Annotated in this window: 13 protein-coding genes and 1 pseudogene; 6 read left to right on the top strand and 8 right to left on the bottom strand. The window is 63.3% G+C overall.

Annotated elements, in window-relative coordinates:
• Positions 1–63 precede the first annotated feature (63 nt).
• A complete protein-coding gene (locus JX25_RS10555) occupies positions 64–1,278 on the top strand; it encodes an IS256 family transposase (RefSeq protein ID WP_128254264.1) in 1,215 nt (404 codons plus the stop codon).
• 478 nt (positions 1,279–1,756) lie between these two features.
• Here the strand turns inward: JX25_RS10555 and JX25_RS10550 are convergent.
• From JX25_RS10550 to JX25_RS10540, 3 genes and pseudogenes are all read right to left on the bottom strand, one after another.
• A pseudogene (locus tag JX25_RS10550) lies at positions 1,757–1,876 on the bottom strand (IS5/IS1182 family transposase); the annotation flags it as partial.
• Positions 1,877–2,313: 437 nt separating this feature from the next.
• Positions 2,314–3,552, bottom strand: a complete 1,239-nt coding sequence (locus JX25_RS10545; protein WP_128254944.1) for a saccharopine dehydrogenase family protein — start codon at positions 3,550–3,552, stop codon at positions 2,314–2,316.
• A 37-nt stretch (positions 3,553–3,589) separates the two neighbouring features.
• Positions 3,590–4,684: a carboxynorspermidine decarboxylase gene (locus JX25_RS10540; RefSeq protein WP_128254943.1), complete on the bottom strand. Its 1,095-nt coding sequence runs from the start codon at positions 4,682–4,684 to the stop codon at positions 3,590–3,592.
• Between the two features lie 120 nt (positions 4,685–4,804).
• Here JX25_RS10540 and JX25_RS10535 point away from each other — a divergent pair, with 120 nt between their 5' ends.
• Together JX25_RS10535 and JX25_RS10530 are read left to right on the top strand one after the other, a co-directional pair.
• Positions 4,805–5,440, top strand: coding sequence for a ribonuclease HII (locus tag JX25_RS10535; RefSeq protein ID WP_128255254.1), 636 nt, complete (start codon positions 4,805–4,807; stop codon positions 5,438–5,440).
• Between the two features lie 91 nt (positions 5,441–5,531).
• The gene (locus JX25_RS10530) at positions 5,532–6,632 is read left to right on the top strand and encodes a site-specific DNA-methyltransferase (protein WP_128254942.1); all 1,101 of its coding nucleotides are present in this window, start codon (positions 5,532–5,534) and stop codon (positions 6,630–6,632) included.
• 64 nt (positions 6,633–6,696) lie between these two features.
• Here the strand turns inward: JX25_RS10530 and JX25_RS10525 are convergent, their stop codons facing one another.
• Positions 6,697–7,290, bottom strand: a complete 594-nt coding sequence (locus tag JX25_RS10525; RefSeq protein ID WP_128254941.1) for an exopolysaccharide biosynthesis protein — start codon at positions 7,288–7,290, stop codon at positions 6,697–6,699.
• Between the two features lie 36 nt (positions 7,291–7,326).
• The gene (gene mutY, locus JX25_RS10520) at positions 7,327–8,334 is read right to left on the bottom strand and encodes an A/G-specific adenine glycosylase (RefSeq protein ID WP_241557905.1); all 1,008 of its coding nucleotides are present in this window, start codon (positions 8,332–8,334) and stop codon (positions 7,327–7,329) included.
• 84 nt (positions 8,335–8,418) lie between these two features.
• Between mutY and JX25_RS10515 the strand changes: the two genes are divergently transcribed.
• Entirely contained in the window at positions 8,419–8,952 is a 534-nt protein-coding gene (locus JX25_RS10515; protein WP_128254940.1) for a DUF721 domain-containing protein, read from the top strand.
• Positions 8,949–9,590 carry a DsbA family protein gene (locus tag JX25_RS10510; protein WP_128254939.1) on the top strand — a complete coding sequence of 214 codons (642 nt, stop codon included), beginning with the start codon at positions 8,949–8,951 and terminating at the stop codon, positions 9,588–9,590. Before JX25_RS10515 ends, JX25_RS10510 begins: the two co-directional genes overlap by 4 nt.
• Here JX25_RS10510 and lpxK read toward each other — a convergent pair.
• The 3 genes from lpxK to JX25_RS10495 are packed head-to-tail and all read right to left on the bottom strand — an operon-like array spanning position 9,583 to position 11,975.
• Positions 9,583–10,542, bottom strand: coding sequence for a tetraacyldisaccharide 4'-kinase (lpxK, locus tag JX25_RS10505; protein ID WP_128254938.1), 960 nt, complete (start codon positions 10,540–10,542; stop codon positions 9,583–9,585). The two genes, JX25_RS10510 and lpxK, sit on opposite strands and share 8 nt — an antisense overlap.
• A complete protein-coding gene (locus JX25_RS10500) occupies positions 10,539–11,714 on the bottom strand; it encodes a 3-deoxy-D-manno-octulosonic acid transferase (protein WP_128254937.1) in 1,176 nt (391 codons plus the stop codon). The genes lpxK and JX25_RS10500 overlap by 4 nt, the downstream gene beginning before the upstream one ends.
• Positions 11,715–11,729: 15 nt before the next feature.
• The gene (locus JX25_RS10495; protein ID WP_128254936.1) at positions 11,730–11,975 is read right to left on the bottom strand and encodes a DUF4170 domain-containing protein; all 246 of its coding nucleotides are present in this window, start codon (positions 11,973–11,975) and stop codon (positions 11,730–11,732) included.
• A gap of 243 nt (positions 11,976–12,218) precedes the next feature.
• On the opposite strand from JX25_RS10495, the gene JX25_RS10490 reads away from it, so the two are divergent.
• On the top strand, positions 12,219–14,339 hold the full coding sequence (locus JX25_RS10490; RefSeq protein ID WP_421780811.1) for a DEAD/DEAH box helicase: 2,121 nt from the start codon (positions 12,219–12,221) through the stop codon (positions 14,337–14,339).
• The last annotated feature ends 3 nt before the right edge of the window (positions 14,340–14,342 follow it).

Raw genomic sequence — 14,342 nt, 5'->3', positions numbered from 1 at the left:
GAGAGTGTCCGAGCTTCTGTGTATTCGTGATGTGGTCCATGCTTCCTGAGAGGAGCAAGGCTGATGACGATTTCGAACGAATTGCTGGACGAGCTGCTGAAGGGCTGCAAGCGGCCTGACGATCTGCTTGGCGAGGCCGGGCTGATGAAGGAGCTGAAGATCCGTCTGATGGAACGGATGCTCGGGGCCGAACTGACCGCGCATCTGGGCTATGAGGCCGGTGCCGAGGCCCCGCCGGAACAATCCAACCGCCGCAACGGGATTTCAACCAAGCGGGTCAAGGGTTCGGATGGCGAGGTGCCGCTGTCGGTTCCGCGCGACCGGGATGGCAGCTTTGAGCCTGAGCTGGTGAAGAAGGGTCAGACCCGGATCGACGGGGTGGATGACAAGATCATCGGGCTCTATGCCGCCGGTTTGTCGGTGCGCGACATCCAGTCCCATCTTGAGGATCTGTATGGCCTGCGGGTCTCGCCCGACCTGATCAGCCGCGTGACCGATGCAGTTCTGGACGAGGTGCGCGAGTGGCAGCACCGGGCGCTGGACCGGATGTATCCGATCGTCATTTTCGACGCGCTCAGGGTCAAGATCCGCGATGCCGACAGTCGGATGGTCAAGAACAAGGCGGTCTACATCGCCCTGGGTGTCACCAGGGATGGGGAGCGCGAGGTCCTCGGACTCTGGATCGCCGACAACGAGGGCGCCAAGTTCTGGCTGTCGGTGATGAACGAACTGCGCAACCGGGGGGTTCAGGACATCCTGATCGCGGTCGTGGACGGCCTGAAGGGCTTCCCGCAAGCCATCACAGCGGCCTTCCCGGATACCACAGTTCAGACCTGCATCGTTCACCTGATCCGGCATTCGATGAACTTCTGCAGCTGGAAGGACCGCAAGGCCGTGGCCGCCGATCTGCGCCCGATCTACCAGGCCCCGACGGCGGAGGAGGCCGCCCGACAGTTGGACGGGTTCGAGGAGAAATGGGCCGGGAAATACCCCTCCATTGCCCCGGCCTGGCGCCGGGCCTGGGCCGAGGTGATCCCGTTCTTTGCCTTCAGCGCAGCGATCCGGAAGATCATCTACACCACCAACGCCGTGGAGTCGCTGAACCGGGTGCTGCGGAAGACGCTGAAGACCAAGGGCTCATTCCCCACCGAGGAGGCCGCGACCAAGCTGATCTACCTGGCCATCCGCAACTTCGAGAAGGGCGGTCGTGCGGTTCGTGAATGGGTTGCGGCCCGCAATCAGCTGGCCATAATGTTCGCCGGGCGCTTCGACGCCTGACTGTATCTGAAAACCGTATGGGCCCCGTCAGATACACAGAGTTTCAGACACTCCCTTTGAGTTGGACATCACCGCTCGTCGTTGCCCTTTGCTACCTGCTCAGCCTCACGTTCTTCGTCATCAGCCATCAAGTATACATGAACCCCGACTTCAGGACCTTGGATTACAGGATTGACCCGTTTCAGCTGTTTCTGATCCCCTTCGTGCTAAGCGCGATCCTCCTCGTGTTCCCTATCACGATCATAACGGGGCTACTTATTTTTCTGAAGCCTTGGACGGTCCGACGTTCCTGAACGTCTCCTTTGGGCTTCGAGCGACGTGAAGCCATCAGTGGCTTCAACGGGTCCGGGTTCCCGGCGCGAGCATCCCACTGCGCAGGCTTGCCAGCCGAACCTCCAGCCACCGTTCAGGTTCTTCTTTGTACGCCCGCCGAACGGCTTGATGAACTGGCCGTATTGGGGGGGTAGAGAATTGACGTTCGCATTTTCGCCTTTATCCGACTTCGAACGTGATAGCCAGACCCACGTTTCCAGATGGTTCTCCCCAGACGCTGAGTGGCTCTGAGGATCTCGTTGAGGGCGCGGGCGGCGGGACAATCGCGGGCGAGGACCAGGTTCTCCAGCCGTCATTCCACTGAAGTTCGATTGCTTCAACGTTGGGATCGGACCAACCGTCCCCGCATGCAATGCTGTTGCAAAATCCTCTGGAACCGCTGGTACAGGACGTCGGCGAACGATCCATACTTAAGGCGCCCATACGGGCGGTTCATCGGCGTTGGCTGAATGCACCTATGACAGATGCAAGTCGATGAGCTTGCTGTCGTAAGAAGTTCTGTCTGGTTGCGTCACGAAATATCATGAAACAAAACATTTGGTGCTAAGGTGGCAAGAACACCGAACCCATCTCTTTGAATAAAGTGATATTTTCTGCCTTTGCCCCCTCCTGAGGGGCAGGTTGCAGGTTTCCAGTCCTGTTGGGGTCACCAGCTTCCGTATGGGAATCCGATGCCGCGCTCTGGCGGCACCGGATATCGTATCACCCCTCGAACGGGCGGTCGCCGTTGGCGTCCTTGATGCGCGTGGGCAGGCCCATGCCGTTCAGCAGTGTCAGGAACGGCTTGGGGTCCAGCTCCTCGACGTTGACCATCTTCGACACGTCCCAGGTGCCATTCGCGATCAGTATCGCGGCGGCAACCGGGGGAACGCCCGCGGTATAACTGATGCCTTGCGATCCGGTCTCGTTGAAGGCGTCCTTATGATCGGCAACGTTATAGATGAAGACCTCGGCCTCGGCACCGTTCTTCGTTCCCTTGACGATATCGCCAATGCAGGTCTTACCAACATAATCGGGCGCCAGCGAAGCGGGATCGGGAAGCACGGCCTTCACCACCTTCAGCGGCACGACCTCCAGCCCTTCGGCGGTCTTCACCGGCTGTTCCGAAAGCAGGCCAAGGTTCTTCAGCACGGTGAACACGTTGATGTAGTGGTCGCCAAAGCCCATCCAGAAGCGGACATCTGCATCGGGATAGTTCGCGGAAAGCGAGTGAACCTCGTCATGGCCGGTCATGTAGGCCTTTTGCTTTCCCACAACCGGCAGATCGAATTCCTGCCCGACCTCGAACATGGCGTTCGACTGCCACGCGCCATTCTGCCAGCTGTAAACAGTGCCGGTGAATTCGCGGAAGTTGATCTCCGGATCGAAGTTGGTGGAGAACCACCGCCCGTGCGAACCGGCGTTGATGTCCACGATATCGATGGAGCTTACGGTGTCGAGGTAATCCGTGGCTGCCAGCTTGGCATAGGCATTCACCACGCCGGGATCGAAGCCGACGCCCAGGATCGCCGTGACCCCCGCTTCGGCGCAACGTTCGCGCCGTTTCCATTCATAGTTGCCGTACCACGGCGGCGTTTCGCAGATCTTCGCCGGATCCTCGTGAATCGCGGTGTCCATGTACGCGACGCCTGTCTGGATGCAGGCTTCCAGCACATACATGTTCACGAAGGCCGAACCCACGTTGATCACGATCTGCACGCCGGTTTCGCGGATCAGGGCGGCCACGGCATCCGTGTCGGTTGCGTCAACGGCATGGGCCCTGAACACGCCGGGCTGCTTCATGGAGCCCTTTTCGTTGACCGATGCGATGATGGCCTCGCATTTGGGCAACGTCCTGCTGGCGATATGCAGATCGCCCAGTACATCGTTGTTCTGCGCACATTTATGCGCCACCACTTGCGCGACGCCACCGGCGCCAATGATCAACACGTTTCGTTTCACTTCGAACCGTCTCCTTTAAGGACAGAGGGAAGGGCGATCAGCCGAAGCTGGCCTCGTAATCGGCAAAGCCGAATTCGCGCGCGACACGTTCCGTGCCGTCCAGTTCACGTACAACGATGCTCGGCATCTTCACGCCGTTGAACCAGTTTTTCTTGACCATCGTGTACCCCGCCGCATCCGCGATGGAGATACGATCCCCCACGTTCAGCGGGGCCGGGAAGCCGAAATCGCCATAAATGTCGCCGGCAAGACAGGACTTGCCGCAGATCTGGTATTCATGCGGGCCCGCCGTCTCCATCCGCGCGGGTTCGCGATAGATCAGAAGGTCCAGCATATGCGCCTCGACCGAGGAGTCGACGATGGCCAGCTTCTTGCCGTTGTCCAGAATATCCAGAACCGTCACTTCCAGCGTGGTCGTCTTGGTGATCGAAGCCTCGCCGGGTTCCAGATAGACCTGCACGCCGAAGCGTTCGGCAAAGGCCTTCAGGCGCGCGGCCAGCTTGTCCACGGGGTAACCGGGGCCGGTGAAGTGGATGCCGCCACCAAGGCTGACCCACTGCACCTTTTCGAACAGGTGGCCGAAGCGGGTTTCGATATCCGCAAGCTGGCGGTCGAACAGGTCGAAATCGCCATTCTCGCAGTTGTAATGAACCATGAAGCCCGAGATGCGGTCGATCACCGCCTCGATCTTTGCCGCATCCCATTCGCCAAGGCGGCTGAACTTGCGCGCCGGGTCCGCCAGGTCGAAACCGGAGGTGGAGATGCCGGGGTTCAGGCGCAGGCCGCGCTGGATGCCGGCGGATTGCGTTTCGAACCGCTGAAGCTGGCCGATGGTGTTGAAGATGATCTTGTCGGCATAGCTGACTGCCTCGTCGATCTCGTCATCGCCCCAAGCCACGGAATAGGCGTGGGTTTCCTTGCCGAACTTCTCGCGTCCCAGCCGCAGTTCATACAGGCTGGAGGAGGTGGTGCCGGCCATGTGCGGGCGCATCACGTCAAAGGCCGGCCATGTCGCAAAGCATTTGAGCGCCAGCAGCGCCTTCGCCCCCGACGCGTCGCACAAACGCTCGATCACATGCATGTTCCGCAGGATGGCGGCCTTGTCGATGAGGTAATAGGGTGTCTGGATCATCGCGTCCCCCGCACGGCCAAAGGGAAAAGAGAGGCGCGTACATAGGCATACGCCGCCGCTTGTGCAAGCGTTTTGCCCCTTGGGCGTGACATGGCAATGACAGCGCTGTATCAGCGCGCCATGGACCAGCTTCCCGATTTCCAGCATGAACACGACGCGCGCAGCCGCGGCTTTCTTTGTATCGCCGGCGTTGACGAGGTGGGCCGCGGCCCGCTTGCCGGCCCCGTTACCGCGGCGGCCGTTTGCCTGCATCCGGACCGCATCCCCAAGGGGCTGAACGATTCAAAGAAACTGACCGCCGCCCGCCGCGAGGCGCTGGCCGAAGAAATCCTTGCCACTGCCAATGTTTGCATCGCCCATGCAAGCGTGGGGGAGATTGATCGCCTGAACATCCTTTGGGCCAGCCATCTGGCGATGTTGCGGGCGGTGCAGGGGCTGGCGCAGGTGGCCGATTGCGTTCTGGTGGATGGAAACCTGAAGGTTCGCGATCTGGCCTGTCATTGCGTGCCGCTGGTGAAGGGCGATGCGCGGTCGCTTTCCATCGCCGCCGCCTCCATCGTGGCCAAGGTGGCGCGGGACCGGATCATGGCCGATCTTGCCATCGTGCATCCCGGTTACGGGTGGGAACGCAATGCCGGTTATGGTACGGCCCAGCATCAGGCAGCGCTGCAAGATCTGGGGATAACTCCGCATCATAGGCGTTCGTTTAAAACTATCCACAACATCTTGTATCAAGCCGAAATGGCAAACTGTTGATTCATTAATCGAATTGACGTTACCCCCAGTTTTGCCCCATGATTTATCCACAAGACCACGGTGAAAAGCCGGGAATCATTGAGGCGGATAAATGGCAAAGACCATGGCCAGGGCAGCGAAACCGCTGCCGCTGAACAACATTCTTTCGGGTGACTGCGTGGAGGCGATGAACGCGCTTCCCGAATCTTCCATCGACCTGATTTTCGCCGATCCGCCTTACAACCTTCAGTTGAGGGGGCAGTTGCACCGGCCCGACAACAGCCGCGTGGATGCAGTCGATGATGAATGGGACCAGTTCGCCTCGTTCCAAGCCTATGACCGCTTTACCCATGACTGGCTGCGCGCCGCGCGCCGTATCCTGAAGCCGAACGGTGCGATCTGGGTGATCGGCAGCTATCACAACATCTTCCGCCTGGGCACGGCGTTGCAGGACCAGGGGTTCTGGATGCTGAACGACGTAATCTGGCGCAAGTCCAACCCGATGCCGAACTTCCGCGGCAAGCGGTTGACCAACGCGCACGAAACGCTGATCTGGGCCTCCAAGTCTCAGAACAGCAAATACACCTTCAATTACGAAGCAATGAAAGCGCTGAACGAGGGCACGCAGATGCGCTCGGACTGGACGCTGCCGATCTGCACCGGGCACGAACGCCTGAAGGACGCCAATGGCGACAAGGCCCACCCGACGCAAAAGCCGGAATCGCTTCTGCACCGCGTGCTGCTGGCCACGACCAATCCGGGCGACGTGGTGCTTGACCCGTTCTTCGGCACCGGCACCACCGGGGCAGTGGCCAAGATGCTTGGCCGCAACTTCATCGGGATCGAGCGTGAGGAGAATTACCGCAAGGTGGCCGCCGACCGCATCGCCCGTGTTCGCACGCTGGATTCCGCCGCGCTGGAAGTGACTGGATCGAAACGCGCCGAACCGCGTGTGCCGTTCGGAACGCTGGTGGAACGCGGGATGCTGCGCCCGGGGGAAAACCTCTATTCTACCGGAAACCGCCACAGCGCCAAGGTTCGCGCCGATGGCACGCTGGCCTTTGCCGATGTGAAGGGTTCGATCCATCAGGTCGGTGCGCGGCTGGAAGGCGCGCCCTCCTGCAACGGCTGGACCTATTGGCACATCCAGCGCGAAGGGAAGCTGATCCCCATCGACACGCTGCGCCAGCAGATCCGCGCCGAGATGGTCTGAAAGAACGTATCGTCCGCCTTGATGCTGACCTGTCCTGCCGTTCCTGCGGCAGGATTTTTCGTTCCTAGCCGCCGCCAATGGCCACGAAGATAAGGCCGAAGCTGCCCAGCGAAAGAACTGCGGCGATCAGGATGAACAGACCGTCCCGCGCCATCAGCCCCAGCCCCATCAGCGCAATCGCCCCCATCGGAAGCGAGGATGCGAAGGGAAGAAGTTCCAGCGGCGGAACCGTGCAGCAAAGAAGGATGCACAAGATGGCCACGATCCGCCGGCCTGTCCCGCCCGCCACCTTCTTCATGCGAGGGCGCAGCAGGCGGTCGATCCAGCCGGCTGGCTTGTGGATCCAGGCCATCCCCTTCTTCAGCTTTTCGCCGCCGATCTTGCGGTTATCCAGAAATCCGGGCAGCCAAAGATGGTCACGCCCCCACGCCATCTGGGCCGCGATGATCGCTACGATCAGCGCGATCATGGAAGGAACGCCCGGAATGCCGCCGATGGGGCTGATCTCGATCAGGGCGGGAACGGCAAGGGCCGGGCCGAAGGTGCGATCCCCGATCGTTTCGCGCACATCATGAATTGAAACCTCGTCCTGCCCGTCGCCAAGATCGCGCAGGCGGTCAACGATATCCTGAAGGTCGGTGTTGTCATCCTCGGCCATGATCGGCAAACGCGGCGGGTCCGCGCCGGTTCCGCATTATTGTATCAGCATCAGCGCCTTGCGCATCACCGTGGGCAATTCGCGCCCGGTCAGCGTGCGGAAGCTGCCACGCTCGGGGTTTGCACCTTGCGGCACATCTGCAAAGCGGACGGCCAGAACCAGATGGAAATGGGTGAAGGTGTGGCGCACCTCCCCTGCATCGCGCCAGCTGGCGGAAAGCGGGGCATCGCCGCCCGCGCCGTCCCAGCCGGTTCCGGGCCAGCCCCACATGCCGCCCAGAAGGCCCCTGGCGGGGCGATCTTCCACCAGCCACGCGCCATCGGGGCGGCGGGCCAGCCAGACAGTGCCCTCGCGCACCGGCTTGGCTGCCTTGGGTGTTTTGCGGGGCAGGGTGGTCTGGATCCCCTCGGCCCGGGCGATGCAGGGGGTCATCCATGGGCAGATGCCACAGGCCGGATTGCGGGGGGTGCACACGGTCGCGCCCAGATCCATGATCGCCTGCGCATAATCGCCGGGGCGCATGACGGGCGTGATCTGTTCGGCCAGCCGCGTAATCTCGGCCTTGGCGGCGGGCAAGGGCGTTTCCACCTTCCGCAGACGAGAGATGACACGCTCCACATTGCCGTCCACAATGGTGGCGGGCCGCTCGAACGCGATTGCCGCAATGGCCGAGGCGGTATAAGGTCCCACCCCCGGCAGTGTCAGCAGCCCTTCGCGCGTGTCGGGAAAGCGGCCGCCGTGATCGCCCACCACGGAGCGCGCGCATTTCAACAGGTTGCGCGCCCGGGCATAATATCCAAGGCCTGCCCATTCGGCCATGACATCGGCATCGGCAGCCGCCGCCAGTGCCTCCACCGTAGGCCAACGGTCCGTGAAGCGCTTGAAATACCCTTTCACGGCCGCCACCGTGGTTTGCTGTAGCATCACCTCGGACAGCCAGACGCGGTAGGGGTCAGCCTGTCCCGCAGGCACGCGCCATGGCAGCACCCGCGAATGGCGGTCATACCAGCCCAGAAGGGTCTGGCTCAAATCCTCGTCACGCAATATTTATGCATTCCTTCGTGGCAATCTTCTGGCGCAGGGCACGGGCCAACCTTTAAGATAGGCACGATCGTGATGAGGAGCCAGATGGCCAAGACACCATCTTCCGGCAGCGCGCGACGCTTCCGCGGGTTTGAACCGGCCTCGGGGCTGCTGCGCGATCGTATCCGCGCAGCGGGTGAAAAGCGCGGCTTTGCCGTGACGCGCCTGCTGACCGGCTGGGCCGAAATCGTGGGTGAGGATCTGGCCCGCATGACGCGGCCTGTCAAAATGTCCTATCCGCGCGACAATTTCGGCGCGACGCTGACGCTTCTGGTCCGGTCCGCCCACGCCCCGATGGTGGAAATGGAAAAGCCCCGCCTGATCGAAAAGGTGAATGCCTGCTATGGCTATGCCGCGATATCCCGCATCACCCTGACCCAGACGGCCCCCACCGGATTTTCGGACGGCCACGCCGATTTCATGACCCCGCCCAAGCCCCCGGCGCCCCCCGATCCCGCGATCGAGGCGGAAGCCCGCCGCAGCGCGGGTGGTGTTGCCGATGAAGGGTTGCGGCTGGCGCTGGAAAACCTGACACGAAATTATCTGACGCGCACGGCGTCCTCGAAGAAAGGCAGATGACGATGAAGAACGGCCTTGCAAACCTTGCGCTGATCGCCGCTTTGGGTGCATTCGGCACCGCCGCCACCGCGCAGGACGCCGCGCAGACCACGACCGAGGCACCGGCGGAAGCGCCCGCCGTGCCAGACATGGTGATGGGGCAGGCCGACGCACCGGTGGAGATCATCGAGTATGGCTCCTACACCTGCTCGCACTGTGCGGACTTCCACGAAAACGTGTTCGACAAGCTCAAGGCCGAATATATCGACACCGGCAAGGTGCGCTTCGTCTTCCGCGAGGTGTATTTCGACCGGTACGGCCTTTGGGCGGCAATGGTTGCCCGTTGTGGCGGTGACATGCGGTACTTCGGCATCGCCGACATCCTTTACGACACGCAGCGCGAATGGGCCGGTTCCAGCGATCCCAGCGTGGTGGTGCAGAACCTGAAGCGCATCGGCAAACAGGCGGGCATGGATGATGCCACCCTTGATCAATGCATGCAGGATGGTGCAATGGCGCAAGCCATGGTCGAAACTTACGAGGCCAACGTGCAGAAGGACGGCGTCGAAGGCACGCCAACCATTTTCGTGAACGGCACCAAGCACTCGAACATGACCTATGACGATCTGAAGGCGCTGATTGAGGAAGAACTTAGCTGAGGATCCGGTCCAGCGCCGCAACCAGCGGCGCGGGATCATCAAGGGCCAGCCGCACCGGCAGGGTCAGGATATCGGGCCGGAAGGATGCGGGCACACGCACCGCGTCTTTTTCCGTTGTGACAAGCTGCGCGTTCAGGCGCACCGCCTCGGCCTTCAGGCGCGATAAAAGCGCGTCGGTCAGCGGCTGGTGATCCTCCAGCGCCTGCGTGGCGGCAAGATCGGCACCAAGGCCCCGAAGCGTGTCGAAGAACTTTTCCGGATGGCCAATGCCCGCAAAGGCCAGAACCCGCGCCCCGGACCAGTCCATGCCGGTGGGAAGCGGCTGAAGCCGCCCATGCAGATGCGGGATGCCGGCAGGGGGTGTCAGCGGCGCGCTGCCGATGGACAGCAGCAGGTCGGCGCGTGCAAGGCCGGCGGCCACGGGTTCGCGAAGCGGCCCCGCAGGGATGCAGCGCCCATTGCCGAACCCCTTCGCCGCATCCACCACGATGATCGCAAGATCCTTCTGAACCGAGGGGTTCTGGAAGCCATCATCCAGCAGCACGACCGGCGCCCCCGCAGCCACCGCAGCCCGCACGCCGGCAGCGCGATCTTTCGCCACCCATGTCGGGGCAAAGGCGGCCAGAAGCAACGGCTCGTCCCCGACAAGGGCCGCGGACTGGCCCGCGACGCGCACCGGCCCCTCCAGCCGCCCGCCATGCCCGCGCGAAACCACATGCGCCGCGACTCCCCGCGCCGCCAGCATCTGAAGAAGGGCGATGGTGGTTGGCGTCTTGCCTGTGCCGCCTGCATTCAAGTTGCCGATGCAGATAACCGGAACCGGGGCTTTCCAGCCCTTCCGCGCCACCCGCCGCGCCGTTGCGCGTGCATAAACGGATCCAAGCGGCGACAGCAGACGCGCCGCAAGGGCAGGGCGATCGGGCGGCGTGAACCAGAAATCTGGCGTTTTCATAGCCGTTCCTCCACCAGCCGGTCGATCAGGGCCACCACGCGATCCGTCACTTCGCTGCCATCCGAGGCAACGTCCCATGCCGCATTGGCCAACGAGGCGACGCGGTCGGGGGCCATCAGGTCGGCCAGCGCCTCGGCCAGATCGGCGGGGCGGGCAAGGGGATGCGCCGCCCGCCGCGACAACAGGCGCGAAAAGGTCGGCCCGTGCGGGCCATGTTGCGGGCCATGCAGGATCGCAGAGCCGAGGCCCGCCGCCTCCAGCGGGTCGCGCAGGGTGCCCGTGGTCAGGCTTCCGCCAAGATAACAGATGGGGGCAAGGCGATACCAAAGCCCGAATTCATCCGGATTGTCGGCGATGTAGATCTCGGTTTCCGGTTGGATCTCTTCTTCGTCGAGGCGGGAGGCGACGGTGAAACCTGCGGATTCGAGGTGTTGCGCCAGCCCGGCCGCACGTTCGGGCGCGGCTGGCACCATGATCAGCAGCAGCCGGTGCGACATGTGCAGGACGGACCGGTGGGCGGCGATGATCGCCTCCTCCTCCCCCTCGGGCAGGGCAGCTGCCAGCCAGACGGGGCGGCCTGCGATGGCACGTGTGATCTCTGCCCGCTCCGCTTCGGTGCAGGGGGGAACAAGATGCGGCTCCTCCATCCGGCCGGCCACCTTCACCTCGGGCGCGCCAGCCTTGCGGAAGCGGCGGGCGGCAGGTTCGTCCAGCGCGAGGATATGCGCGAAATGGCCCAATGTGCCGCGCATCAGGCCGGGCCAGCGGCGGCTTCCGGCGGGCAGGCGGGGCGCACGCCCATCCACCATCATCATCCGGATATCCCGCTCGGCCATGGCGGCAACCATGGCGGGCCGCACCTCCCCGTCCGAAAAGATCGCAAGGTCCGGCTGCCAATGGGTCAGAAATGCCTCGGCTTCGGCCGGCGTGTCGGGGCCGGTGTCGTCGCGAAGCGGCTGCGGCAGGCCGTGGGCCTCGACCCCCGTCACCAGCACCGCCACGTCCAGATCATTCCTGACGCGGCGTGCAAGTTCGGCCAGCGTCCGGGCGGCTTCGGGCGTGGGGGCATGCATCCACACCAAGGGCCCCTCGGGCCTTGGCGGGCGAGGGCGTGGCACGGCCTCGCGCGGGGTGCCGAGGGAATGAAGCGTGAGGCCGAGCGGGAACGCCATGAACTCCTGGTCGTGTCAGACGCCCAGTTCTTCGGTGGGCGATGCCGGCTGTGCTTCATCGCGCAGCCGATGGATGTGGGCGATATAATAGCGCATATGCGCGTCGTCCACCGTGCGTTGTGCGGCGCCCTTCCACGCCTTGAACGCCGAATCATAGTCGGGGAACATGCCCACGATGTCGATCGCGTTCACGTCGCGGAACACGTTCTTCGAAGGGGAGACAAGCTCTCCGCCGAAGACAAGGTGAAGTCGCTGCGCCATGGTGCCTCCTGGGGTGCTGGCTTAGGCCTTGATCCTAACGCGCAAGTGGCTGCCGTTCAAGATTGCATGCAACGGTATACGAAAATTGGCAAAGGAAGCACTATACATCGCCAGCAGAAACCGTTAGAAGCCCGCCTTCGGCCAAAGGTCCGACGCGGTGGAACTGGGCCACCGCCAAGGGGATGGCAGGCCGTTTGACCGGCGGTGGCGACCGCCCCCCTTTGGGAAGCTTACATGACGGATATGACAAAGATCGCCGCGCCTCTGGCCGCGGCGCTTGAAGCCAAGGGCTATGCGAGCCTGACACAGGTTCAGCAGGCGGTTCTGGCGCCTGAAATGGCTGGCCGCGATGCACTGGTTTCGGCACAAACCGGATCGGGCAAGACGGTGGCCTTCGGCCTTGCCATCGCACCGGAAATCCTGAACGGCACCGAACGCCTTCTGTTTGCCGATGTGCCGCTGGGGCTTGCCATCGCGCCGACGCGCGAACTGGCGCTGCAGGTCGCACGCGAACTGGAATGGCTTTACGCCGAAGCCGGTGCCGTGATTGCCACCTGCGTGGGTGGCATGGACTACCGCACCGAAAAACGCGCGCTGGATCGCGGTGCGCATATCGTGGTCGGCACCCCGGGCCGCCTGCGCGACCACATCGAACGCGGCAGCCTTGATCTTTCGGGCCTGCGCGCGGCCGTGCTGGACGAAGCGGACGAAATGCTTGACCTCGGCTTCCGCGAGGATCTTGAGTTCATTCTTGAATCCGCCCCCGAAGACCGCCGCACGCTGATGTTCTCGGCCACTGTTCCGGCAGGCATTGCCGCGCTGGCAAAGGATTTCCAGAACGACGCCCTGCGCATTCAGGCGGGCGGCGAGGCCAAGCAGCACGGCGACATTGAATACCGCGCCTATTCCGTCGTTTCACGCGACAAGGAACACGCGATCTTCAACACCCTGCGCTATTTCGAATCGCAGACGGCCATCGTCTTCTGCAAGACGCGGGCGAACGTGAACCACCTGATGGCGCGCATGTCCAACCGCGGCTTCCAGGTCGTGGCCCTTTCAGGCGAACTGTCGCAGCAGGAACGTAGCCACGCGCTGCAATCGCTGCGTGACGGCCGTGCCAAGGTCTGCATCGCGACTGACGTTGCGGCACGCGGCATCGACCTTCCGGGTCTGGAACTGGTGATCCACGCGGATCTGCCGTCGAACTCGGAAACGCTGCTGCACCGTTCGGGCCGCACGGGCCGCGCGGGCGCCAAGGGCGTATCTGCGCTGATCGTGCCGCAGGCCGAATTCCGTAAGGCGCAACGCCTTCTGCAAGGTGCGAAGGTCGTGGCCGAATGGGGCAACCCGCCTTCGGCCGATGATGTGCAGGCCAAGGATGACGAACGCATCCTGACCCACCCGACCCTTGGTCCGGCTGGCGAGGAAGCCCCGCTGGCGCAAACGCTGATCGAACAGTTTGGCGCCGAAAGCGTTGCGGCTGCATTCGTGCGCTTGTGGCGCGAAGGCCGCTCGGCCCCCGAGGTTCTGACGGATGTGTCCGCCCCGCCGGCCGCCAAGGAACCGCGTCCGCGCGGCGAATTCGGCGAATCGGTCTGGTACACGCTGACCGTCGGCCATACCGGCCGCGCCGAAGCGCGCTGGCTGCTGCCCAAGCTGTGCGAAGCCGGTGGCATCACCAAGAACGACATCGGCGCCATCCGCGTTCAGCAGGACCGCAGCTTCGTGCAGATCGCGAAGTCGGCAGCTCCTCGCTTCGGTGACGGACTGACGGTGGAAGACGGCATCGACATGGTGCGCATGGAGGGCGAGCCTTCGCTGGACCGCCCCGAGCGTCCGCGTCGCGACCCGCGCCCGCCGCGTGGCGACCGTCCGGTCCGCGAAGAGCGCGCCCCCCGTGCCCCGCGCGAGGATCGTGCCCCCCGTGCCGAACGCCCTGCGCGTGAAGATCGTCCGGCCCGTCCGGCCCGTGAAAAGGCACCCTACCAGCCGAAGCCTTCGCGCTTCGTGGAGGATGACGACGCACCGCGCGCCCCGCGTCCGGCCCGGACCGAGCGTGAGCCCTTCGCACGCCGCGACGATGCCCCGCGTGACAAGAAGCCGCGCTGGAAGCCCGAAGATCGCGTGCAGCGCGAAGATGCGCCGCGTCCGCGTTCCACCGGCTTCAAAAGCCATGGCAGCGATGACAAGCCCCGCTCGGCCGGTTTCAAAAGCCATGGTGCCGGCAAACCGGGTGCGAAACCCCGCGCCGCCGGCTTCAAGAGCCATTCGGGTGAGGATCGTCCCGCACGCGCAGGCTTCAAGGCCGCACCGCGTGATGCACGCGACACCACCAAGCGGTTCACCCCGCCGAAGAAGAAATAAAGG

This window comes from Falsirhodobacter deserti (assembly GCF_004015795.1).
In the GTDB taxonomy this organism is placed as follows: Bacteria; Pseudomonadota; Alphaproteobacteria; order Rhodobacterales; family Rhodobacteraceae; genus Falsirhodobacter; species Falsirhodobacter deserti.
Note: the sequence above shows the minus strand (reverse complement) of the source record. Positions and strands in the feature narration are given on the sequence as shown.

Bases quoted from the DNA above. Each gene is read 5' to 3' on its own strand.
- JX25_RS10555 (WP_128254264.1), top strand. From the start codon at position 64: ATGACGATTTCGAACGAATTGCTGGACGAGCTGCTGAAGGGCTGCAAG.
- JX25_RS10540 (WP_128254943.1), bottom strand. From the start codon at position 4,684: ATGATCCAGACACCCTATTACCTCATCGACAAGGCCGCCATCCTGCGG.
- JX25_RS10535 (WP_128255254.1), top strand. From the start codon at position 4,805: ATGGACCAGCTTCCCGATTTCCAGCATGAACACGACGCGCGCAGCCGC.
- JX25_RS10530 (WP_128254942.1), top strand. From the start codon at position 5,532: ATGGCAAAGACCATGGCCAGGGCAGCGAAACCGCTGCCGCTGAACAAC.
- JX25_RS10525 (WP_128254941.1), bottom strand. From the start codon at position 7,290: ATGGCCGAGGATGACAACACCGACCTTCAGGATATCGTTGACCGCCTG.
- JX25_RS10515 (WP_128254940.1), top strand. From the start codon at position 8,419: ATGGCCAAGACACCATCTTCCGGCAGCGCGCGACGCTTCCGCGGGTTT.
- JX25_RS10510 (WP_128254939.1), top strand. From the start codon at position 8,949: ATGACGATGAAGAACGGCCTTGCAAACCTTGCGCTGATCGCCGCTTTG.
- lpxK (WP_128254938.1), bottom strand. From the start codon at position 10,542: ATGAAAACGCCAGATTTCTGGTTCACGCCGCCCGATCGCCCTGCCCTT.
- JX25_RS10500 (WP_128254937.1), bottom strand. From the start codon at position 11,714: ATGGCGTTCCCGCTCGGCCTCACGCTTCATTCCCTCGGCACCCCGCGC.
- JX25_RS10495 (WP_128254936.1), bottom strand. From the start codon at position 11,975: ATGGCGCAGCGACTTCACCTTGTCTTCGGCGGAGAGCTTGTCTCCCCT.
- JX25_RS10490 (WP_421780811.1), top strand. From the start codon at position 12,219: ATGACAAAGATCGCCGCGCCTCTGGCCGCGGCGCTTGAAGCCAAGGGC.